The sequence below is a fragment of the Aliivibrio sp. A6 genome, assembly GCF_028765505.1.
GTDB classification, from domain to species: Bacteria; Pseudomonadota; Gammaproteobacteria; order Enterobacterales; family Vibrionaceae; genus Aliivibrio; species Aliivibrio finisterrensis_A.
In genome coordinates this window covers 32,697-54,515 of sequence record NZ_JARACR010000007.1, presented here as the reverse complement: position 1 = coordinate 54,515, position 21,819 = coordinate 32,697, and the positions used below count along the sequence as shown (strand labels likewise).

21 protein-coding genes are annotated in these 21,819 nt (G+C 38.6%); 11 read left to right on the top strand and 10 right to left on the bottom strand.

The window, feature by feature from the left end:
• The first annotated feature begins 32 nt into the window (after positions 1–32).
• Entirely contained in the window at positions 33–449 is a 417-nt protein-coding gene (locus PVK70_RS06335) for a VF530 family DNA-binding protein (protein ID WP_130046782.1), read from the top strand.
• Positions 450–585: 136 nt separating this feature from the next.
• Here the strand turns inward: PVK70_RS06335 and PVK70_RS06330 are convergent, their stop codons facing one another.
• Positions 586–1,305, bottom strand: coding sequence for an SDR family oxidoreductase (locus PVK70_RS06330; protein ID WP_130046781.1), 720 nt, complete (start codon positions 1,303–1,305; stop codon positions 586–588).
• A gap of 165 nt (positions 1,306–1,470) precedes the next feature.
• Here PVK70_RS06330 and PVK70_RS06325 point away from each other — a divergent pair, with 165 nt between their 5' ends.
• A complete protein-coding gene (locus tag PVK70_RS06325) occupies positions 1,471–2,361 on the top strand; it encodes a LysR family transcriptional regulator (RefSeq protein WP_274441290.1) in 891 nt (296 codons plus the stop codon).
• Positions 2,362–2,510: 149 nt separating this feature from the next.
• Entirely contained in the window at positions 2,511–3,812 is a 1,302-nt protein-coding gene (locus tag PVK70_RS06320; RefSeq protein WP_130046779.1) for a diguanylate cyclase domain-containing protein, read from the top strand.
• 22 nt (positions 3,813–3,834) lie between these two features.
• Here the strand turns inward: PVK70_RS06320 and PVK70_RS06315 are convergent, their stop codons facing one another.
• From PVK70_RS06315 to PVK70_RS06300, 4 genes are read right to left on the bottom strand one after another with little or no spacing between them, the layout of a single operon-like run.
• Positions 3,835–4,809 (bottom strand): GGDEF domain-containing protein, encoded by a 975-nt coding sequence (locus PVK70_RS06315; protein ID WP_242504723.1) that lies wholly within the window; start codon positions 4,807–4,809, stop codon positions 3,835–3,837.
• Between the two features lie 58 nt (positions 4,810–4,867).
• On the bottom strand, positions 4,868–5,800 hold the full coding sequence (locus PVK70_RS06310; RefSeq protein ID WP_242504722.1) for a CHASE sensor domain-containing protein: 933 nt from the start codon (positions 5,798–5,800) through the stop codon (positions 4,868–4,870).
• Complete coding sequence (locus PVK70_RS06305) at positions 5,797–6,378, bottom strand: YfiR family protein (protein ID WP_130046778.1); 582 nt, start codon at positions 6,376–6,378, stop codon at positions 5,797–5,799. The genes PVK70_RS06310 and PVK70_RS06305 overlap by 4 nt, the downstream gene beginning before the upstream one ends.
• Positions 6,379–6,380: 2 nt before the next feature.
• Positions 6,381–8,591, bottom strand: a complete 2,211-nt coding sequence (locus tag PVK70_RS06300; RefSeq protein ID WP_130046777.1) for a TonB-dependent receptor plug domain-containing protein — start codon at positions 8,589–8,591, stop codon at positions 6,381–6,383.
• Positions 8,592–9,155: 564 nt separating this feature from the next.
• Here PVK70_RS06300 and PVK70_RS06295 point away from each other — a divergent pair.
• The 6 genes from PVK70_RS06295 to PVK70_RS06270 are packed head-to-tail and all read left to right on the top strand — an operon-like array spanning position 9,156 to position 14,409.
• On the top strand, positions 9,156–9,599 hold the full coding sequence (locus PVK70_RS06295; RefSeq protein ID WP_130046776.1) for a PTS sugar transporter subunit IIA: 444 nt from the start codon (positions 9,156–9,158) through the stop codon (positions 9,597–9,599).
• 13 nt (positions 9,600–9,612) lie between these two features.
• Positions 9,613–11,010 carry a PTS mannitol transporter subunit IICB gene (locus PVK70_RS06290; RefSeq protein WP_130059991.1) on the top strand — a complete coding sequence of 466 codons (1,398 nt, stop codon included), beginning with the start codon at positions 9,613–9,615 and terminating at the stop codon, positions 11,008–11,010.
• A 50-nt stretch (positions 11,011–11,060) separates the two neighbouring features.
• On the top strand, positions 11,061–12,332 hold the full coding sequence (locus PVK70_RS06285) for a zinc-binding dehydrogenase (RefSeq protein ID WP_130046774.1): 1,272 nt from the start codon (positions 11,061–11,063) through the stop codon (positions 12,330–12,332).
• A 58-nt stretch (positions 12,333–12,390) separates the two neighbouring features.
• Positions 12,391–12,909 carry an MltR family transcriptional regulator gene (locus tag PVK70_RS06280; protein WP_130046773.1) on the top strand — a complete coding sequence of 173 codons (519 nt, stop codon included), beginning with the start codon at positions 12,391–12,393 and terminating at the stop codon, positions 12,907–12,909.
• A 9-nt stretch (positions 12,910–12,918) separates the two neighbouring features.
• Complete coding sequence (locus PVK70_RS06275; protein ID WP_122032429.1) at positions 12,919–13,653, top strand: nucleoside/nucleotide kinase family protein; 735 nt, start codon at positions 12,919–12,921, stop codon at positions 13,651–13,653.
• Between the two features lie 9 nt (positions 13,654–13,662).
• Positions 13,663–14,409, top strand: coding sequence for a phosphatase (locus tag PVK70_RS06270; protein ID WP_130046772.1), 747 nt, complete (start codon positions 13,663–13,665; stop codon positions 14,407–14,409).
• Positions 14,410–14,504: 95 nt separating this feature from the next.
• Here PVK70_RS06270 and PVK70_RS06265 read toward each other — a convergent pair whose 3' ends face one another.
• From PVK70_RS06265 to PVK70_RS06255, 3 genes are all read right to left on the bottom strand, one after another.
• Positions 14,505–15,713 carry an MFS transporter gene (locus PVK70_RS06265; protein WP_130046771.1) on the bottom strand — a complete coding sequence of 403 codons (1,209 nt, stop codon included), beginning with the start codon at positions 15,711–15,713 and terminating at the stop codon, positions 14,505–14,507.
• 9 nt (positions 15,714–15,722) lie between these two features.
• Positions 15,723–15,905, bottom strand: coding sequence for a hypothetical protein (locus PVK70_RS06260; protein WP_130046770.1), 183 nt, complete (start codon positions 15,903–15,905; stop codon positions 15,723–15,725).
• A gap of 132 nt (positions 15,906–16,037) precedes the next feature.
• Positions 16,038–16,502 (bottom strand): hypothetical protein, encoded by a 465-nt coding sequence (locus PVK70_RS06255; protein WP_130046769.1) that lies wholly within the window; start codon positions 16,500–16,502, stop codon positions 16,038–16,040.
• Between the two features lie 294 nt (positions 16,503–16,796).
• Here PVK70_RS06255 and PVK70_RS06250 point away from each other — a divergent pair, with 294 nt between their 5' ends.
• Both PVK70_RS06250 and PVK70_RS06245 read left to right on the top strand, forming a co-directional pair.
• Positions 16,797–17,330 (top strand): heme NO-binding domain-containing protein, encoded by a 534-nt coding sequence (locus tag PVK70_RS06250; protein WP_130046768.1) that lies wholly within the window; start codon positions 16,797–16,799, stop codon positions 17,328–17,330.
• A 19-nt stretch (positions 17,331–17,349) separates the two neighbouring features.
• Positions 17,350–19,086, top strand: a complete 1,737-nt coding sequence (locus PVK70_RS06245) for an ATP-binding protein (protein ID WP_130046767.1) — start codon at positions 17,350–17,352, stop codon at positions 19,084–19,086.
• 69 nt (positions 19,087–19,155) lie between these two features.
• Here PVK70_RS06245 and PVK70_RS06240 read toward each other — a convergent pair whose 3' ends face one another.
• Both PVK70_RS06240 and PVK70_RS06235 read right to left on the bottom strand, forming a co-directional pair.
• Positions 19,156–20,631 carry a peptide MFS transporter gene (locus PVK70_RS06240; RefSeq protein ID WP_130046766.1) on the bottom strand — a complete coding sequence of 492 codons (1,476 nt, stop codon included), beginning with the start codon at positions 20,629–20,631 and terminating at the stop codon, positions 19,156–19,158.
• 264 nt (positions 20,632–20,895) lie between these two features.
• Positions 20,896–21,816, bottom strand: a complete 921-nt coding sequence (locus PVK70_RS06235) for a M14 family metallopeptidase (protein WP_130046765.1) — start codon at positions 21,814–21,816, stop codon at positions 20,896–20,898.
• Positions 21,817–21,819: the final 3 nt, after the last annotated feature.

The following is a 21,819-nucleotide window of genomic DNA, read 5'->3' as shown; positions in this document are numbered from 1 at the left end:
TGTTTGAACAACTAACACTTAGGATATCCGTTATGATGACTGATGAAGAAAGAATTGAACTGCAACAAAACAACCCATTACACGGTCTTAAGTTAGAAATCTTACTGCAAGAGTTGGTTGATTTTTACGGCTGGGAAATTCTAGATACTGCAATGCGTTTAAATTGCTTTAACACCAACCCGTCGATCGCAAGTAGTGTTAAATACTTAAAGAAAACAGAATGGGCGAGAGAGAAGCTAGAAAACTTCTACTTATACCGTTTTAAGCGTATGCCACGTGCGTCTAACCTTGAGTTTGATAAGCCGCCACGTTCACGTACTTTCCCACACGGTCTTGAGCCAAAAGAGCCAATGGAATTGACGGTTGATTCGATTTTAAAATCACAAGCAAAAGCAGCATCTGCTCATAAAGAACGTACTTCTAACCGTGGTGGTAACTACCGCCGTTAATCATTATAGCCAAATGAACGGCTGTTAATTGAAGATGGTTTCTCGCTAGAAATAAAAAAGCCAAACTGGGTAATCCAAGTTTGGCTTTTTTGTATTTAATATTTAACGATGATTTCGCTAAGTAAGTTAGTACCTACTATGGTTGCTGCTTAGTTGGAGCTAGAGCAATCTCACGGATACATACGTTTTGAGGTTGTTGGTAAGCAAAAGATACTGCACGTGCAATATCATCAGCAGCTAGAACTCCACCCATGCTTTCTTTCCATTCGCCGTAACCGTCTTTGATTTCTTGAGAAGAGGTATGAGAAAGAAGCTCAGTTTCAACTGCACCCGGTGCAATTGTAGTTACGCGAACGTTTGATAAAGCCACTTCTTCACGTACGTTTTCAGAGATAGCGTGAACCGCAAACTTAGTACCGCAGTAAGCCGCATGGTTTGGGAATGTCTTCTTACCAGCAATAGAGCTGATATTGATAATAGTACCCGTGTTACGCGCCATCATAGGTGCTAAAACCGCTTGCATACCATTTAGAAGGCCAATAACGTTCACATCAAACATTCTCTTCCACTCTTGTGCATCTTGTGTGTCAATTTGACCAAGAAGCATAGCGCCTGCATTGTTTATTAGCGCATCAACAGGGCCGAATTTTGCTTCACCCTGAGCGATTGCTGCATCAAAAGAGTCTTTGTCTGTAACATCTACTTTTACAGATAAAGAGTTTGGTAAGTTAAGCGCTTCAAGGCGGTCAATGCGACGAGCAAGAAGAAGCAGAGGATGGCCTTCATCGCTTAAACGACGTGCGATTGCTTCACCAATACCAGAACTTGCACCTGTAATAACAACTAATTTTTTCATCTTCTATTTCCTCAATAAATTCAATGAACAATCGAATGCAGAACCCTGCTTCGTTGCGATGGAGGTATATTACTGCGACTCGTATTGTTGATATATAGTCATTTACTTGAAACTCTGTTGCTGTACTGCAACAATAGGCCGTATTTACTTTATGGTGCCTAAATTATGATTAATCATATTAACCTTACCGATATCCGATCTTTTGTTCTTATTGCTCGTTTAGGCAATTTTACTAAAGCCGCTGAAACGCTTGATGTTTCTCGCTCTCACGTATCACGTCAGATAAGTAGCTTAGAAAAACAGATGAGCGTGACTTTATTAATACGAACAACGCGCACGCTTCGTTTAACAGAGGCCGGAAAGCATTTTTATCATCAATGTGAACAAGCTCTTCATACTATAGACCAAGCGTTGTTATCTGCTGTAGATGATGTCGAAAAAGTACAAGGAGAGATCAAAATAAACTGTGTTGGTGGTTATTTAGGTGAGGTGTTTCTTGCTGAGCTAGTAAATGATTTTATGCAGCAATATCCTGATGTATCGGTGAGTTTAGATTTCAGTAGTAACCGTGTTGATTTAATCGAAGAAGAGTTTGATATTGCGTTTCGTATGGGAGCCCTTGAAGATTCAGGATTTGTCGCTAAAAAGCTGTTGAACATTGAAATGGGAACATTAGCAAGCCCCTCTTATTTGGCTCAACGTGGAAGGCCAACTCACCCAAAAGAGCTGAATCAGCATCATTGCTTAACGGGGTCGGTACGAAAATGGCATTTTCAATCTCTTAAAAATAAAGAGCACTATGACGTTACCGTGAAAGGCAATTTACAGTGTAAAAATGGTCGCGTATTGGTATCTGGTGCGCTAGCAGGTAATGGAATTATTCGTGTTCCACTAATTTATTGTCAGCAAGAGTTAGATGATAACAAGCTTGAGCAAGTATTTGAGGAGTGGGGGATACCAAGTGTCGACTTTTCAGCCCTTTATCATCGTGACCGCTATCAAGCCAAACGATTAAGAACCTTTATTGAGTTTATAGCGAAAGCTTGTCAACCTTAGTTACTTTAATGCGTTAATAACTGAGCGATTAATAAATTTATTACCTCTAAAGATTGATATTGAGCCATTTATTAAAAAGAGTTTTGGCATTTTTTCTTATAACGTCTACTATTCACTATAGTGGTTCGCAGTAAAAGGTCATGGATGATATGAGTGTTCGATTAAAGCTAGCGTTATATTTATTGGTGCTGTTTTCAGTATCTATTACCAGTTCAATTCTGACATTTAAGTTAGAGGCCTATGGTGATAAAAAACTTGAATGGGTTATTCATACTCATGATGTAATAACAAATTCAGAAAAACTACTCAGTAGTCTTAAAGATGCTGAGACGGGGCAAAGAGGCTTTTTATTAACCCATAACGTCAGCTATCTTCAGCCATATTATATGGGCGAATCTGAAGCTCGAAATATCTTAGAGCGTTTATACCAACTGACTAGAGATAACAAAGATCAGCAAGCTGCCCTTGATCATCTTTCCGAAGTGATGCAACTGAAGTTCGATGAGTTAAAAGAAACAATTGAATTAGCGCAAAATAACCAACAGGCTCAAGCGCTCGTTATTGTCAGAGAAGACAAAGGCAAAGCGTATATGGATGATTTGAGAAAAGACTTAACTCAGTTCATTAATATTGAGCTTATATTATTAGAAAAGCGTAAGGGTGATTATAAAGAAAATCGCAGTAAGTTAGTGACCTTCATTAAACTACAAATGGTATTTTTGGCTTTTTTAGCCATTGCGACTCTCTTTTTCATGAAGCGAAATTTGTTCGATCCCCTTCATTTATTACTTTCTAGTACTAAAAAAATGCAACAAGGTGAAAAATTAGATATTGCCGACATCGTTGAACAAAATGAGATGGGTAACCTTTTATCTGCTTTCTTTAAAATGAATGAAATTGTCCATGAAAAAACAGAAGCGTTAACTTATAAAGCGCATCATGATGAGTTGACTGGGCTTAAAAATAGAACAATGGTGAATGAAGATCTTCAGTATGCGCTGCAACACGCTGAACGAACTCATTCTAAGGTTGCAATCTACTTTATTGATTTAAATAAATTTAAAGAGATTAATGATACGCTTGGCCATGATGTTGGTAATGAGGTTCTGATTAAAACTTCGCAATTGTTGGTTAAAGCGGTACGACGAAGAGATAATGTATATCGATTAGGTGGCGATGAATTTTTAATTATAGGTCAAGAGATTGCTCAACATTCTGGCGTGAAGAGATTATCATCAAAGTTACAAGATCAGTTTACCTCTCCAGTCATTATAGGATCTGAACCTATGAGTATATCGCTGAGTATGGGTGTCGCTATTTATCCTGATCATGCACAGCATGGAGAGGAGCTGATTAAGTACGCAGATATTGCCATGTATGAAGCGAAAAAAGAGGAAGGGACAACCTGTTCTGAATTCACTCCCTCTATGCTTAAAAGAGAGAGTGATTAAAGAGTAAATGATATCGATACCATTAAGCGATATGGTATCGATTTTTTCCTGATATTTTTGCACGGTACATGGCTTTATCTGCTTTATTAAGTGCTGCTTTAACACTTACGTTTTCATCCGCTTTCCAATAATATACCCCAATACTTGCTGAGATTACTGGTTCATAATGATTAATTATGATTGGTTGATTAATCGTATCTAAAATTCGATTTAAAACGATATGTATATGGTTATGTGTTTGTTCTTCATCATTTGTCAAAGTAAATGCTAATAAGAATTCATCACCCGCTAAACGGGCCACTAAATCATCTTTAGAGACGCTATTTTTTAATCGTTGTGCAATTATCTTAAGTAGGTCATCACCACACTGGTGACCATAAGTATCATTCACGGCTTTAAAGCCATCTAAATCAAGGAATAAAATATAAACCGGTGTATTACTTTGTTGATATTTAAGAAGAGTTTGATGAGCATTCTGCCTATTGGCTAAATGCGTTAATGCGTCATGATTCGCTTCAAATCTCAATTGCTTTAATTTTACATCTTGTGTTTTATCATTAATGGAAACAACAAAAGATTCTACTTTGTTTTCGCTATTTTTAATGATTTTAATTGTGATTAAGCAAGGTAGCCACTCTCCGTTGCTAGACACATCGGTTTTGATTTGAAAAGAACCACGAGTGAGTAATTGCTTTAAGATGCGATAAGAAAATTTAACAGGGTGGCGAACAACTAATTGGTTTAATTTATTGATATCACCAAAATAACGAATAAAGGCCGTATTTTTTGTTTCAACGCTCATGTCGCGTAAAAGAACGACAACAGAGCTTGGGTTCTGGTCAAAAATGGTTTCGGCTAATCGTTGACGTTGCTCTGCAGCATAGCGTGTAGTGATGTCTTCAATATGCAGTAATGAGTGTTGTTCACCTGAAATTGGGTATGATGAGATTTGATAGCGTACGCCAGTAAGTTGATGGCGGATAATAACGGGTAACAAACGTTTATGCTGTTCAATATGTTGTAATAATTCGTTGATACGTGCGCTTGGCTCAAACTCATGCAGTATGCAGTATGCAGTATGCAGTATGCAGTATGCAGTTAGGCGTTAAAGAACCATTATTATTATAGCTTTGATTACCAATCTCAGGAAAAAGCAGATGGGCCGCAGGGTTGTAATAGGTAATTTCTTTACTCGGTGAAATGACGATTAAACCTTGCTCTATAGAGTCAAGAACTTGATTAATATAGTGGTTTCTATCCTCTAAACTTTGGAATGCTTGAGTTAATAAATCATCTCGATGACTCAGGTTATCGAGCATTTCATTAAAGCAGTGAGTCACCATGCCTATTTCATCTGGGTGTAAAACATCAAGGCGTTTATTGGTAACTCCTTTCTTAATAACCCCTTGCATTGAATGAAATAGAGACAACAAAGGCGTGGCAATTAGTTTGTGTAATCCATGAGCGAAAATAAGCGCTAAAACAGACAGTATTATTGAGGTAATTAAGAAAATAACGATGATTTGATTACGCTGTTTAAACATATTATCTTTGGATGCCCATACTGTTAGATTACCAAGATGCTCATTATCTAGTGTAATTGGATGGGTCACAGCAAAGAAAACAGAGTCAGAGCAATGAATAGCCTTATCTTTCCACTGACAGCTTTCTGGTAAATTATCCAGTTTTGCAAAAGGCTCATTATTTACATGTTCAACGTGAGCAGCAATGATTTCTGGGTCAAAAGAGAGGGCGTTCATTTGGTCTAACCCTGTTTCTTTATCATTAAAGATTAAAGCACCAGATAGGTTGCTCGCGATCCCTTGGGCAAGAATGGACGTTCTTGTATATAAATTAGCACTGTGAGTAATACCGACAAAATGCGCAACACTGGCACCAAGAACAAGGCTACTGAGAGTTAATAGTGTCCAGATAGGATAAATGACCTTTTTACGCAACGGTAATGCGCTAAACCAATGCTGAATCATAATTTATCCTCATTGGTTGCTATTTCTGACACTGAAAGTAGCTGCGAACGAATAGATAATCCGGTTGGCTTAATATTATTTAAACTGATCAAAGGTTTAATTCTGTTATTTACTTTAATAAATGCAATCATTCCGCCAGATTGAATAAATGGCTTTCCGTCACCGATGAGCAGTGCGTGTGGTTGCGTCGTTTTTAATTGCTGAATGACACTAGAGCTTTGAGTTGAAAGATAAATGAGATGGCAAGTTTCTTTCTCTAGTTCTTTTATAGAGGTGTACGGTGTGAATTTTGCTCGTTCAGGTTTTTTTTCTATGAGTGTTTGTAAGGTATTACTCGTCTCTAATTCTGCTGCTGAGCAAAAATTGAATTGTTTACTAGCTGGAGCAAATTCACCCCAAGTGGTTAAAAAGGCAAATCGAAAAAGATAGACTGCTTTTAGGTTGTGATCTTGGATGTTGCTATCATTTGCTTTTAGAGGAAAACAGATAAGTAAAAGCAACAGGCAGCCCATGATTTTACAACGTAAGCTGTAAAACAAAGAGTTAAATGAACTTGCCTGTGCTTTTGTATTTAGCATAGCTATATGAAGTTCCAGCTGATTTCAGCGTAGTATTGGGTACCATTAGCAAAGGGACCATATTGCTCTGGGTATTCTTTTAGTTGATCGCTGCCTAGGTTTTCTGCGCTGACTTTTATGCTTGGCCATGTTGGTTTGTGCTGCCAGTTAACCGACATATCAAGAGTGATGATCTCTGGCCATACTAAGTAGTCATCACCATAGTCTTTATAGGCCTCAATAAGCGCTTCATCAGGCTCTGATGCTGAAACATAGTTAACAACAGAAGAGACCCAAACCGTTGGATGGATGTCCCACATAATATGCAAAGTGGCATAATGGCTTGGAGTGTTTTCTAGGTCTAAAACAGGTAAGTCATTTGAGCCACAGATAGACCCAGTACAATCCCCTTTAATGGTTTTGTAGCTGTAATTAGCGTTAACTTGCAACACATCAATAGGTCTCCACTGAGCGCTGATTTCTCCGCCCATGGTTTCTTGGGAGAGAGGGTCGATTAGTTGGGCATACATATCATGAATTACAGTTCCAATTGAAGTATCAGAGCCAGCAGATGATGTATAAACATAGCCACCAAGGTTTTTATAAGCTCGAACATTATCATGTTGGCTGTAAAATAAACTCATACTTAATTGGAATTGATTGTCTTGCCAATAACGATATCCAATTTCATACGTATCAACGGATTCCATTTCTAGATCACGATTACCTAAATATTTATAGGCTTGAAGATAATCAACAGGGCCTATCGTACCATTTACAGGCTTGTCATAAACGCTGCCTGTTGCAGGGTCATAATAACCACATGAACTACAAGAGTAGTTTTCTTGAAACTGAGTATCTAACTCTAAGCGAGAAGGCGTAATCACTGCGCGACCCCAGCCCATCCATAGACGTTGATTATCCGTTAACTTTTGCAGTGCACGCACTTGTGGTTGTGAATACCACTCTTCGGTAATGTTTGCATATTGTATGCGATTGCCAAGGGTAACTTCTGTGCTGTCAGTTACGTTAATGCTCCAGTTTGTATAAATACCATAGCTTTGGTTTAAGAACTCATGATCTTCAATAGTGCGTACATAAGGTGAAAAGTATTGCTCTTTTTCTGTGAATTGAGCGTATTCCTCATCAATAATACGGGCGTTGGCTCCAATGGTTAGCGCCCCAAAATCTTGAGTATTAAATGTGTATCGAGTATCTAAATCGAAACGCGTAAAACTGGCAGGTTCATTGGTGCCATCTGATTCACTGTGAGTGAGCCAAAGTTGATTTTCCCATTGGTCACCATCTAGTTTGTCATGTAAGTATTGAAAGCCGGCAAAGAGCTCTTGAGAGTTCATTTCAGTAAAGAAAGCATCGTAATCATTTTGATGTGATGCTGGGTCTAAAAAAGCAGGCGTGTATTGCAACCATTGATAATCTTCACGAGAGCGGATCCCGCCAAATTGCATTGAGACGGTATTTTGTTGGTTTTGGTAATCCGCACGCATCCCAAAACGCTCGGTTAATACTTTTAAGTGGCGAATTTCATTGAAATGCGGGTCTTTATCGGTAAAGGGTGAGTGTTGTAAAGATTCGATATAGCCAGATAAATGGGTATAGTCATTTATCTGGCCACTGTGATGTGCTTTAAATTCTTTATAGTCGAAATTACCTACCGCTGCACTCACTTGAGCTTTTGGCGCATTTTCTGCATCTTTTGTGATGATATTAATAACACCATTAACCGCATTTCCTCCCCATATGGTGCCTACTGACCCTAAGACGACTTCGATGCGATCAATATTATCTAGGCTTACAGGCAAGGTATCCCAATTAACACCAGAGTACATCGGGTTGACGGTACTTCTTCCGTCAATCATTACTAATAGTGTGTTGTTTTCACCTTGGTTTTTACTACGAGCAGAGACTGTCCAGTCATAATCTGAGAATTTAGCGACATGAAGACCGGGAGCAAGAATAAGGACATCGGCAATTGAGCGAGCACTAGAACGTTCAATCTCTTTTGAGGTAATGACATGAACAGACGCAGGGACGTCCGACAAGCTTAAAGAGGTTTTGGTTGCGGTAACAACTTTTGTTTCAGTGAGTGAATCTAAAGGCATATTTAACAGCGCATCAAGCTCATCAAACTCTTGCTCTATGTTTGCAACTGCAGAAAAAGACATAAAGACACATACAGCATATAGGAGTGAGGCTCTAGGAAGAATCAACATAATATCTAACACACTACATATAAAGAAAGAATGAATGGTAATAAGTAAATACATATTTTGTGTATTTTGCCCCTATTCTTAAATTTAAGATAATGTTGGGGGAGGTATTTGCGACTTAACTCTATATTCTTATAATTTATTTCATCTTATTGCAATATTGTGATGCCGAATGTTTAGGTAAGAAAATAACATAATTAGCTAGTAAAAGAAGAATGGTGATTTCGATCACTTAAGATATGAAAGGGAATTCGTATTTAGCAGAAATAAAAGAAGTTTTTTATCACATATTTTGAAGTGTCAATTGCCTAAGTGTGATTAATGTCTTAATTGAAAATTTAAAAGAAAATTACTGAAATGTGTTACTTGTCTTACTTTATCTATTGCTATGTAGTTAAAACAAAATTTGTTCTTATATTACTTTCTATATTTGAGGTGGCGGTTCTTTATATTAGCTTGACTGAATGAAAAGTGTGGCTTATTTCACAATATTCAGCCTATTGCTGAGATACCTCATTTATATTGATAATAACAACATCAAATACAAACTAAGAAGAAGGCTTGCTCATGCTATACGATTTAATTGATCATGATTTAATTGATGTTGTTAATCATAATATTGATGCGTGGGAAGACGCAGTAAAAACCACAACACGTTATTTAGAACAAAAAGGATACGTTACGGTAAGTTATGCTGATGCCATTATTCAATCCACATATGATAATGGTCCATATTACGTACTTTGTCCAGGTATTGCCATGCCTCATGCTCGTCCTGAAACTGGAGTATTAAAAACAGGATTAGGTATTCATATATTCCCATCAGGCATTGAATTTGGCTCAGATCTTGGTCCTGCCAATATATTACTCACCTTAGCCGCAAAAGATTCAGATACCCATATTGAAGTTATTCAAGCATTGAGTGAAATGCTAGTAGATGAAGAGAACATTGCCAAATTAACCGCAGCTACTTCAAAAAAAGAAGTGCTCGATATTATTAAAGCATATTAAGAAAGGATATCTCATGAACGCTAGAGCAAAAGTACAGGCCTTCGGAGGTCATTTGACCGCGATGGTACTGCCAAATATAGGGGCCTTTATTGCATGGGGCTTTATTACTGCGTTATTTATTCCAACGGGTTGGATGCCAAATGAACAGTTTGGTGAAATTGTTGGACCTATGATTACTTATTTATTGCCACTACTTATCGGTTATACCGGTGGTCAGCTAGTCGGTGATAAGCGTGGTGCTGTTGCTGGTGCTATCGGTACAATGGGTGTCATCGTGGGTGCTGATATTCCGATGTTCGTTGGTGCAATGATCATGGGGCCTGTGAGTGCGTGGGCGATTGTTCAGTTTGATAAACGAGTTGAACATAAAATCCCATCAGGTTTTGAGATGGTAGTGAATAATTTCTCGCTTGGCATTATCGGTATGATCTGCTGTTTGATTGCGTATGAAATTGTTGGTCCAGCGGTCACTGCCGCTAACTTGTTTGTAAAATCAGGCATCGAAGCACTAGTAGCAACAGGTTTCCTTCCTTTACTTGCAGTCATTAATGAGCCTGCAAAAGTTCTCTTTTTAAATAACGCTATCGACCAAGGTATTTATTACCCACTTGGCTTACAAGCGGCAGCGGAAACGGGTAAATCTATTTTCTTCATGGTGGCATCTAATCCAGGACCAGGCCTAGGTATGTTGTTAGCTTATGCCAAATTTGGTCAAGGGCTAAGTAAACGCTCTGCACCTAGTGCGATTATTATCCATTTCTTTGGTGGTATTCATGAGTTGTATTTCCCTTACGTACTAATGAAACCAATTATGATTGTAGCCATGATTGCTGGTGCCGCGACAGGTATAGCAACATTCAATTTACTGGATGCTGGCTTGGTTGCTGGTCCAAGTCCGGGCTCTATCTTCTCTTATTTAGCATTAACACCAAAAGGCAGCTTTATCGCGATGCTTGCGGGTGTAGTAAGTGCCACGGTTGTTTCATTCCTTGTTGCTAGTGCGATTCTTAAAATGAGCAAGAAAGAACAATCTGAAGATGAGTTTGAGCAATCGGTTATCGATATGAAAGACATGAAAGCCGAAGGTAAAGCACAGCCTCAAGCATCAGTAGAAAAAGCAGAAGCACAACCAATTAAATTTGTCGCTTTTGCTTGTGATGCGGGAATGGGGTCAAGCGCAATGGGGGCTTCAACCTTTAAGAGAAAATTAGTTAAAGCGGGTTATGACATTGAGGTTAAAAACTTTGCGATAGAAAAAGTACCAAGTGATGCGGATGTTGTTGTAACTCATGAAAGTTTAGAAGAGCGTGCAATTAAAGCGACAGGATTACCTGTGATTACGATTACCAACTTTCTTAATGACCCTGCACTTAACGAGTTACTCAATACGATTGAGACACAACAGGCTTAACAATATTTATTTCTGGGGGGTGGTATGTCCCCCAAGTAGGAGAAAAAATTATGGTACAAACAACAGCTGCGGTTATTTGTGGTGAGAAAGACATCCAATTAAGAACATTTGAATTACCGTCAATTTCTACCGACGAATTACTGGTAAAAAATATTTCAAACAGCGTATGTTTATCAACATATAAAGCGGCATTACTTGGTAGTCAACATAAGCGAGTACCAGAAAATATTGATGAAGTTCCTGTTATTACAGGTCATGAATATGCAGGAATAATTGTTGAAGTTGGTGAAAATTTAAGAGATCAATTTAAAGCGGGTGATTCTTTTGTACTTCAACCAGCAATGGGTTTACCAACAGGTTATTCTGCGGGTTATAGTTATGAAACTTTTGGTGGAAATGCAACGTATTCTATCATTCCTAAAATTGCTATCGATTTAGGCTGCGTATTGCCTTATGACGGTTCATATTACGCCGATGCCTCTTTGGCTGAGCCAATGTCATGCATTATTGGTGCTTTCCACGCAAGTTATCACACCACGCAGTTTGTGTATGAGCATCATATGGGTATCAAGGAAGGGGGAACGCTGGCGTTACTTGCTTGTGCGGGGCCTATGGGGATAGGTGCGATTGATTATGCGATTAATGGGTCAGTAAAACCAAGACGAATTGTGGTTACGGATATTGATGAAGATCGCTTATCCCGTGCTGAAAGTTTGATCCCTGTTAGTGCAGCAAAAGCACAAGGTATTGAACTGATTTATGTCAACACGATAGAAATGGAAGATCCGGTTACTTATCTTAAATCCCTGAACGATGATCAAGGGTATGATGATGTAATGGTATATGCTGCGGTTGCACAAGTGTTAGAGCAGGCCGATGCCCTTTTAGGTAACGATGGTTGCTTAAATTTCTTTGCAGGACCTACGGATAAAGAGTTTAAAGTGCCATTTAATTTCTATAACGTGCACTATGAATCAACGCATATTGTGGGAACATCAGGCGGTTCTACAGGTGATATGGTGGAGTCTTTAGAATTATCAGCTAAAGGTAATATTAACCCTTCGTTCATGATTACTCATGTTGGAGGCTTACAATCTGCGCCCCATACCATTTTAAATCAGTTGGATATTCCAGGTGGTAAAAAGCTGATTTATCCACATATTGATTTACCACTAACAGCCATTGATAATTTTGCTTCACTTGCAGATCAAGACTCATTTTTTGCTGAGTTGGATGTGATTTTAGCGAAGAATAATTATGTGTGGAATCAACATGCAGAAAAAGCATTACTAGAGTTCTACGACGTGAGCTTAAGCGTTTAATTCTATTAACTTTATGTGGTAGCCTCTAGGGGTTACCACATACAGAGAGGTTTAAGCCTTGTCACAAAAAGTTGAATTGTTAGAAGCGCTAGAGGATTGTGAGGATGCGACCTCTTTTCTTGTGCTGTCTAATCAATTAGTTAATCTCAAATTAAAAGCATTACTCCCTAAAGTCTTTGTTCAAGATGAATTGGTTAGGGAGCATGCGGTCGAGCCACTTTTAAAAGAAGATGGTCCGCTTGTGACAACTGATGTGGTATCTAAATTAGTCTTGGCGATGGGAAAAATCTCAATACAAACTTATGCAGACATAGGCTTGTATGCACAAGTTTTAGAGTATGCACAGAGTCAGCCTAATCACGTATCATTTGGTGATGATGTGATTTATGACTTCATTAGTAATCAAGCGGTATTATCAACACAGCAAGACAGCTTTTATCTTGAGTCAATCAATCAGTTAAAGTTTTCTTCTTTTGAAGTCTTTTCTCAAATGAGATATGAATCTCTAATAAAAACCGTTCTCAAGCTTTCTTGTGAAATGTTATTAGAAAAAATTGAAGAGGAAATCACTCAATAAGGTTTCGTAATGAAAGTGAATTTAAACGTTAGTGGTTTTGATACAAAAGCATTTTTCCCAGATAAAGACATTACTAAGATTCATAAACCGTTAGTCGAAAAATTTACCCGTTTGTACCAAGAGCAAGAAGAGCGAGTCATTATTTTTCTCTGTGCGCCTCCGGGTAGTGGTAAGTCAACGTTAGCCGCATTTTGGGAGCACTTATCTCATCAACTTCCAAATGTAGAACCATTACAAGTATTGCCTTTTGATGGCTTTCATTACACCAATGAAATCTTAGAAAGCAATACTGCACAACGAAATGGTGAAACGGTTTCATTAAGAAGTATTAAAGGTGGATTTGAAACCTTTAACTTAACCGACTTGATCAGTAAGTTGAAAAGGTTAAAAACTCAATCGCCAAAGTGGCCATATTATGATCGTAACTTGCATGATCCGGTTGATGATGCGATTCAAGTTGAACAGAATATTGTGGTGGTAGAGGGCAATTGGTTATTGCTCAATGAGCCAGTTTGGTGTGATTTACATAAGCTTGCTGACTTTACTGTGTTTATTGATACTGATCCGAATTTCTTAAAGGACAGGTTAGTTAATCGTAAAATACGAGGTGGAGTATCAGAAGAAGAGGCTTTAGCTTTTTACGAGGATTCAGACGCGGTAAATGTAGAGAAAGTATTAACGCATTCAGTTAAAGCGAATTTAAATTTGTATATGCATCAAAATGGGTCGTTTGAAATTCAGTAGGAGAGCATCATGAATATCGTTGTAGACACTCATACCCATACTCTTGCGAGTGGTCATGCTTATAGTACGATCATTGAAAATGCACACTCTGCACAGAACAAGGGGCTAAAACTGCTTTGCACCACTGATCATGCTCCAGAAATGCCGGGTGCCCCTCATTACTGGTATTTCAATAATCAGAGAATTTTGCCCCGTTTTCTTCATCACGTCGGTATTCTTCGTGGTGTTGAGGCGAATATATTAAATGTGAAAGGTGAAATAGACCTCCCACTCTCGTCAGATCAACACCTCGATTGGGTTATTGCTAGCTTTCATGAGCCTGTATTTGCTCCAGCGAGTGAGGCTGAACATACAGCTGCTTTGATTAATGTGATTAAAAGTGGGCGTATTGATGTGCTTGGTCATACAGGAAACCCTAATTATCCATTTGATATTGAACGAGTGCTACAGTGTGCAAAAGAGTATAACGTTGCGATAGAGGTAAATAATACGTCGCTAACAGGGAAAAGCCGTAAAGGAAGTGATGTTCGCTGCGATAAAATTGTAGAAATAGGCAAAGAGATTGGTGTGTATTTTACAACAGGCTCTGATGCTCATTTTTGTGAGGAAATAGCACGGTTAGATCTTGCGATAACATTGCTTGAAAAATACGAGATTGCGGAAGACAAAATCATTACGACATCGACATCTCGCTTTCTAAACTTTCTTTTGTTAAGAGGAAAGTCAGTGATTCCTGAGTTTGAAAGCTTATATTAACTAATAAAAGCTAACAGGCAACAAAAAGCCGATACACATGCTCATATAGATGGTATCGGCTTTGTTGTAGTGTGCTGCCTTGTTCTGAAACGTACTTACGCGGTTTGTAATTTCAGCCTTTCTACTGGTTTATCATTAATTGGTAAATGAATTAATGCCGCACAGAAAGCCAGAACAACCGTAGACCACCAGATTGGCTCATATGAACCGTAATAATCATAAATACGACCGCCAGCCCAAGCGCCTAAAAAGCTGCCAACCTGATGAGTAAAGAAAACTAAACCATACAAGGTTGATAAGTAACGAGCACCAAATATTTGGCGAACTAAACCAGAGGTTAATGGCACTGTTCCTAACCAACAGAAACCAATGGCGCCACCAAAGATAGCCGCCGTATGCTCTGTTACAGGTAAAGTGACGAACGCACCAATGACAACAGTACGAACAAAATACAGTGCAGACATTACGTGACGCTTGTTGAATTTATCGCCCATCATCCCCCAGAAATATGATCCGAAGATATTAAAAATACCCACATAAGCTAGTGCCATTGCTGCGCTTGAGGCTGGTAAGTCTTTATCTGCCAAATAACTAGGTAAATGCGTTGCAATAAACATCACATGAAAACCACACACAAAGAAACCTGCGTGTATTAACCAGTAGCCCTTGTGTGAAAAGGCCTCTTTTAATGCCTCTGTTAGGGTTTGAGTGTCTTCTACTGTCGTGCCTTGTGATGATGGTTTTGCGGTTTTCATAAATAGCGCAAAAGCCACCATCAATGCACATAACATCGCAAATACTTGCATTGCGATTTGCCAGTTAAAGTCATGCAATAATGTTTGTGCACCAGGGATCATAGCAAACATCCCAAATGAACCTGCTGCTGTGGTTAAGCCAAAGGCTTTTGCCGCGTGTTCAGCAGGAACGACTTTGGCAACCGCGCCCAAAATGATCACATAACTTGTTGCACTTAATCCAAGACCAACGAGAGCCCCTAAAGAGACATAAAGCATGCTTGATTCAGTGGCAATAGACGTTAAAGCAAGGCCAGCTGCATAAGCGATAGCACCCATAATAATGATGCGCTTTGAGCCCCATTTGTCAGATGCCATGCCTATAAATGGTTGGAAAATACCAAATAAAAGGTTTTGTAAGGCAATAGCAAAACTGAAAAATTCACGACCGGTTTGGAAGTGCTCTGAAATTGGCATCATAAAAATGCCGAATGATTGTCTGATCCCTAGACTGATAATTAAAATCCCGATCCCAAGCCATACTAGTGGTGGAAAACGAAAAATACTCATAATGTGCTCTTAATGGTGATGATGAGAATGCTGATGGCTATCGTCTTGACCTGTTTGCTGGTGGCATCCACTATTTACGGCTTGTTGAGCTAATAAATTCAACAAAGCAGGTGAGTTATGAACGGCAATAAGGGATAAAACTAATAACACACTCATTCTGACCAATTGAGCGAAAATGGATTGTGAAAACATGCTGCGCTCTTAGGGTTAAAAAAGAAGAGCGCGCATAGTAGAGAAAGGCTGCCTATGAGGCAAATGACTATTTTTCAAAGACTCTATGATTTTTATGCATAATATTACCAATAAAGGAAGGTGCTAGCTAAATTAGTCGGTAATTTCACCAACGATAACGTCTTCAACTTTACTGTTTAAAAACAGATTACGTTTAATTATAGGATCTACCGCAGCCAGTGCAGCGGAAGAGCCCGCCCAATGGTTGGTATGAGCGGCGAGCTCTACGTACGCAACATTGCTTTTAATTCTAAAATGAACGACTTGACCTGTGCTTTTATAGTTCGAAGATAAGATCGCTTTAGCGCTGTTCTCGGCAAGGTCTTTAAAAGACGTTTTAGGTATGCATTGGCTGACAAAACTCATTGAATTAAGAGGGTTTTCGCCACCAATTTGTGAAAACTCAGCCATGGCGTGACGATAATCAGGAATGTCTTCTGGTAATGACAATAAGAACTCATTGTTACTGCACTGAATAGCCTCTGGTTCTAGAGTGCTTTCTAGCTGGCAACCGCTAAGAAGAGTAAGTAATGACATTAATGGAAGTGTTGGCTTCATAAGAGGGGGGCTCTATATACTAACTTTTATAAATATTGAGGCCAGTGTATAGACTTAAAGCTAAATGTCGTGTCTTTATTTTGATAAATGCTGAAACAGAAGCAGAAAAGTCAACTTATTACTCATACTGCATCCTCAGAGATTGATGCAGTATTTTAGGGGGATCAATGTGTGATATCAAACAGTAGCATTATCTGTTTGTTAGATTTACATTTTAAAATCAAAGATAAACCTACCTTATTTAGTTATTACTTCCTACACTTAGATAAAGCTAGTTTGTAAATAGGATCAAATATGAAAGGGATTATTTTTTCAGAGTTTTTAGAGTTAGTTGAAGATACTTTTGGCTTAGAAGTCTGTCAGAAAATGCTGGATGACAGCTGTGATGAGGGTGTGTATACCGCTGTCGGTACTTATGATCATAAAGACTTAGTTAAGTTGATTGTATCATTAAGCAAATTAACTAATATTAGTATTGAAGATTTACAACAAGTGTATGGAAAGTCGGTTTTTCTTACTCTTTATAACAGTATGCCAAGTTTGGAAGGTAAATCGTCCAATACGTTTGATTTTATTAAACAAGTAGAAAGCTATATTCATCTTGAAGTGAAGAAGTTGTATGCACAAGCAAGCCCGCCAGAGTTTGTTTTTATTTCTAATACAGAATCAGAAATGGTGATGGATTACATTTCTGCACGCTGTTTTTCTAATGTGTGTTTTGGATTGATCCAAGGGTGTGCTGAGCACTTCAATGAAAATATAGATATTCATATGCAAGCGATACAGCAAGATGGTTCTCAAGTTCGTTTTACTTTATTGAAAGTGTAATTTCATTAAGGAGATAAAGATGGATAGCGAGAAAATGATAGAGCTGTTAAACCGGAAAATTCAGCGAGAAAAGCAAGCTCGTAAAGCCGCAGAAACCTTACTTGAAAAGAAAAGTAATGAGCTTTATAGCGCCAAAAAGTTAGTTGAAGATACGTTACTTATGGTGCAAAAGCAGGCTGAGAATGATGTGGCTCTATTGAAATTTAAAAGCTATCTTGAGGCTCTTTTTTTTGAGTATAGCCAGCGATTACTGCAAGAGAAATTAACCAAAGGCCTATTGAAACGATTACTTGAAGATCTCGTTAATATTGAGCCAATACAAGCGATTCATCTTTCTTCAAGCCTAGCGACACAAGAGCATGATATTAGTGTTTTCTATACCGATAAGAGCATTCAATTTAGTGATTTCTCTGTATCTAAGCACTCTTTAGATTGGAATGTGGAGTGTACTCAGTTGATTGTTTACCTTCATCAAGATGATGTGCAATGTGGATCGCTGCAAGTTATGTTTACTCAGCCTCCGAGTTCTACATGGTATGACACCATTGAGAATCAGTTTGGTTTGTTTTCTGAGATGCTCAGTGCCGCTTTTGAGAGGCAAAAATTATTAGAGGAAACACTTAAAGAGAAGCAAAGAGCAGAGAAATCAGAACAAGCAACTCGTGACTTTGTTGCCATGATAAACCATGAACTAAGAACACCGCTTAACGGGCTGCTAGGGTCAGCAGAGTTAATGGAAGATACCGTTATTACTCCATATCAGCGTACTTTGCTTGAGACTGTACATCAGTCAGGTGAGATGCTTAGAGTTATCATTAATGACTTACTTGATTTCAGTAAGATGAGTGCAGGAATGCTAGATCTTAAAGTTGATAATTTTGCACCAAGTCGACTTATATCGACTATTCAGCAAATTTTCACTCGCCAAATTGAAGAAAAAAGACTGACCTTTGAAGTCAATGTGACTCCTAATCTCCCTGAAATGTTGCAAGGTGATGTAGATCGAATTCAACAAATTATTGTAAATCTAATTGGTAATGCGATTAAATTTACCAAAGAAGGCAAGATCATATTATCGGTTTCTTGGGTTAATAATGCACTACAAATAATCGTTTCAGACACGGGATGTGGTATTCCTAAAGATAAGCAAAGCAGTCTCTTTGATCCTTTTAGTCAGGTGGATAATTCGAGCCAAAGGCAGTTTGAAGGGACTGGTCTTGGATTATCTATTTGTCAGTTTTTGGTCTCGGTTATGTATGGGGATATTTCGTTTTCAAGTGAGGACGGTGTTGGTTCTGATTTTAAGGTAGTCATTCCACTTAATGAGCCTTCGATTCAGCAAAGGAGTAATGAGAACGAGGTTGGTTCTTCCTTTCCTATTGAGCAACTGTCTATCTTGGCGGTAGAGGACATTAAGATGAATCAGACCATTTTAAAGATGATGTTAGCTAAGATTGGTGTGATTCCAGAGTTTGCCGATAATGGGCAGCAAGCCATTGATTTTTTAAATAAGAATGACGTTGATATTGTACTGATGGATTGTCGAATGCCAATAATGGATGGTTTTGAAGCGACAAAACAGCTAAGAGAGAGCGGGTATAATAAGCCGATCATTGCGCTTACTGCGGGGACGACATCGATGGAAGTGGATCTGTGTATTGCTGCAGGAATGGACGATGCGTTGAATAAGCCTTATAAATTAAAAGAACTTCAAGCGATGTTGAAACGATGGGGACAACAATTGGTAAATAGATAGTTTGGTATAAAAAAGCCTTACTCTATAAAAATACAGAGTAAGGCTATGATATTTAAAAAGAGGTTGAAATTACATTTCTTGTTCTTTTAGTTCTGCTGTTTCTGCATGTTTGCTACTTTCAAGCATCTTACGAATAATGAATGAAGCAACAAAAGCAACTGCAACCATCACAACCGCTAGAATGGTTAATAGCTGGAAATAACCGCCATAAACCGTTTGCACAAACTCTTGGGTGATCACTTGGCCTTTCTCTTGAGCGATAGAGGTTGAGAATACCGCACCAATAATGCCACTTAACGCCATCGCAACAGAGAATAGACTGACAGAAAAGCCTTCGATGTGTTTTGGTGCAACAGACAGAATGAATGCAACCACTAAACTGCCTACAATCACTTCAGCAAACGCTTGGAAGAAGTGAATTAATAGGAACACTTCAGGACGAATGATTACATCTTCGCCCACGCTCATTACCGCCATGGTTAAAATACCAAAAGCAATGGCTGTTAGAATGAAGGCAAATCCAATTTTAGTTGCTGTTGAGAAATGAATATCACGTTTCTCAAGAGCAGAAAATGTCATCGCAATGATTGGGCCAGCGACAATGCACCATAATGGATTCATCGCCATTGATGCTTCTGGTGCAATAGGGATTAGGTTGAATAGGTCACCACGCATAGTATTGATGGTTACCATGGTCATTGATGTCATCATTTGACCGTAGTAAACAAAGAAAGCTGTGGTCAGTGCTGTAACGATAAGGATAGTCCCCATTTTTAATGCGTCTGATTTCTCAGATTTGATCATTAAGAAAATGAAGTAACCAATAGCGGTAAGGCCAATGGCGTAAACAATGTTTTGGCCAATGTCCATGTTTGAGAACATGAAGAATACCAATGCAATCATAGCAATAGAGGTAACTAAAAATGCAGCCCAGTTTTTAGAGCTTACTGGTTGTTGGTCAATATCCGCACCAACAGTTAATAATGATTTACGGAAAACCACTAATGTCACTAATGCAAAGAAAGCAAGAATAGCAGATAACATGAAGCTTCCATGGAAACCAAGCACTAGTACGAACATAGGGAACAAGTACTGGCCCAATAACGCACCTACATTATTTACTGAGTAGTTTACAGGGTAGCAGTTTTCAAAATGTTCCTGGGTATCAAAGGTGCGCTTATAAAGGCTTGGATAAGAAGGAGACATTAAACCACGGCCGTAACTTGCTAATGCAATACCGCATAATGCCATTGGAACATTGGTGGTGTATGAGCCTAAGACAAGTAAAGCGTAACCCACAGAGAAACCAAGGTAGCTGATGGTTAATGAGCGGTAAGCGCCTAAAAATTTATCGGCAATAAAGCCACCGGCGATAGCAAATAGAGGGCCAATAGATGAAAAGGCACCGACTACCATCATGGTATCAGCTTCGCTATAGTTTAGTTCTTCTAAGAAAAAGCGAGTTAATATAACCATTACGCCATAAAATGATAAGCCAAACATCATTTGGCAAAACATCATGGACTTATTTAATTTGTTCCACATAAGGATTCTCTTTTAGATAATTACTCCAAGTATTTTACCATTAAGAGAATGTAACAAAATACGAATTTTTTATTTTTTCATCGTATAAATATTGTAAGTAAGGGTGTTTTTTAGTGGGATATATTACAATTTATTAATAATTCTATATATTAATTTTCTTATGATTACTAAGTGTACGATATCCTGATAGGAAATAGATGAATCATTCAAAAGGTGTTCTTTTTGATCCGAATCATCTATTTCCTAAATAGAAGGGGGTATTTATTACTTTTGGGCTAATAGATACTCAACGCCACCAACAATGGCGGCAACTTGTGCATCATTGCACTCTTGTGCTGTTACTTTGTCGCTGTCTGGATACACTTCAGTTGTCGATACAAAATCAGCATCCGTTAGACCTGCACACAAACCTAACTTCTTCGTTGGGTATTCAATTACGCCTTCTTGAACCACATCAGAGCCAATAATTTGATTATTCTCATCAGGTGGTGCAATGTGCGTAACGGTACGAACAGAATCAATGATGGCTGTTTGAAATGCCGTTGCTGGTTTTTCTGTATCACCTACCGTGTAGAAACCATCAGGAATGTAACCTTCAATGTATTCTAGGCCATCGCGTGCAGCTAATGCAGGGCGAAATTCTGTTTCATCACTGTCTGTCGTTTCATGCAGATCAATGTGCGCAAAAATAGGCGTTCCAAGTGATGCAACTAATGCCATTAATCCTGCCGATTCTTCAGCAGGGCTATCTGCATAAAAAGAACGGTTTGGATCCGTCGCTGTTGGGTTCCAACGATTAATCACTTCATAACCCCATGGGCTAACACAAGGGGCAACGACAATATTAAACCATTGGCTGTAATGCTCAGCTTTAGTGTCTACAAATTGCAATGCACCATGAACGCCTGAAGTTTCATAGCCATGAACACCACCGCTAATTAATAGTGTTGGTTTCGCATTATCCCATTGGCGAGTTTTAATGCACAATAATGGAAAGCGCGATTCGTCATACGATAATGCGCCATATTGAGAAACATCAAAACGCTCTGCTAATGCTTGAATTTTCGTCACAACTTCATCTTGGTATGAACGTTTTACTGTCATTGTTGCAAGCCATGCGGCTTTTTCGGTTTCACCCCAAGGTTGACCTTTTGTTCCAATTGGGTAGCTGTAATCGTCTTTCATGAT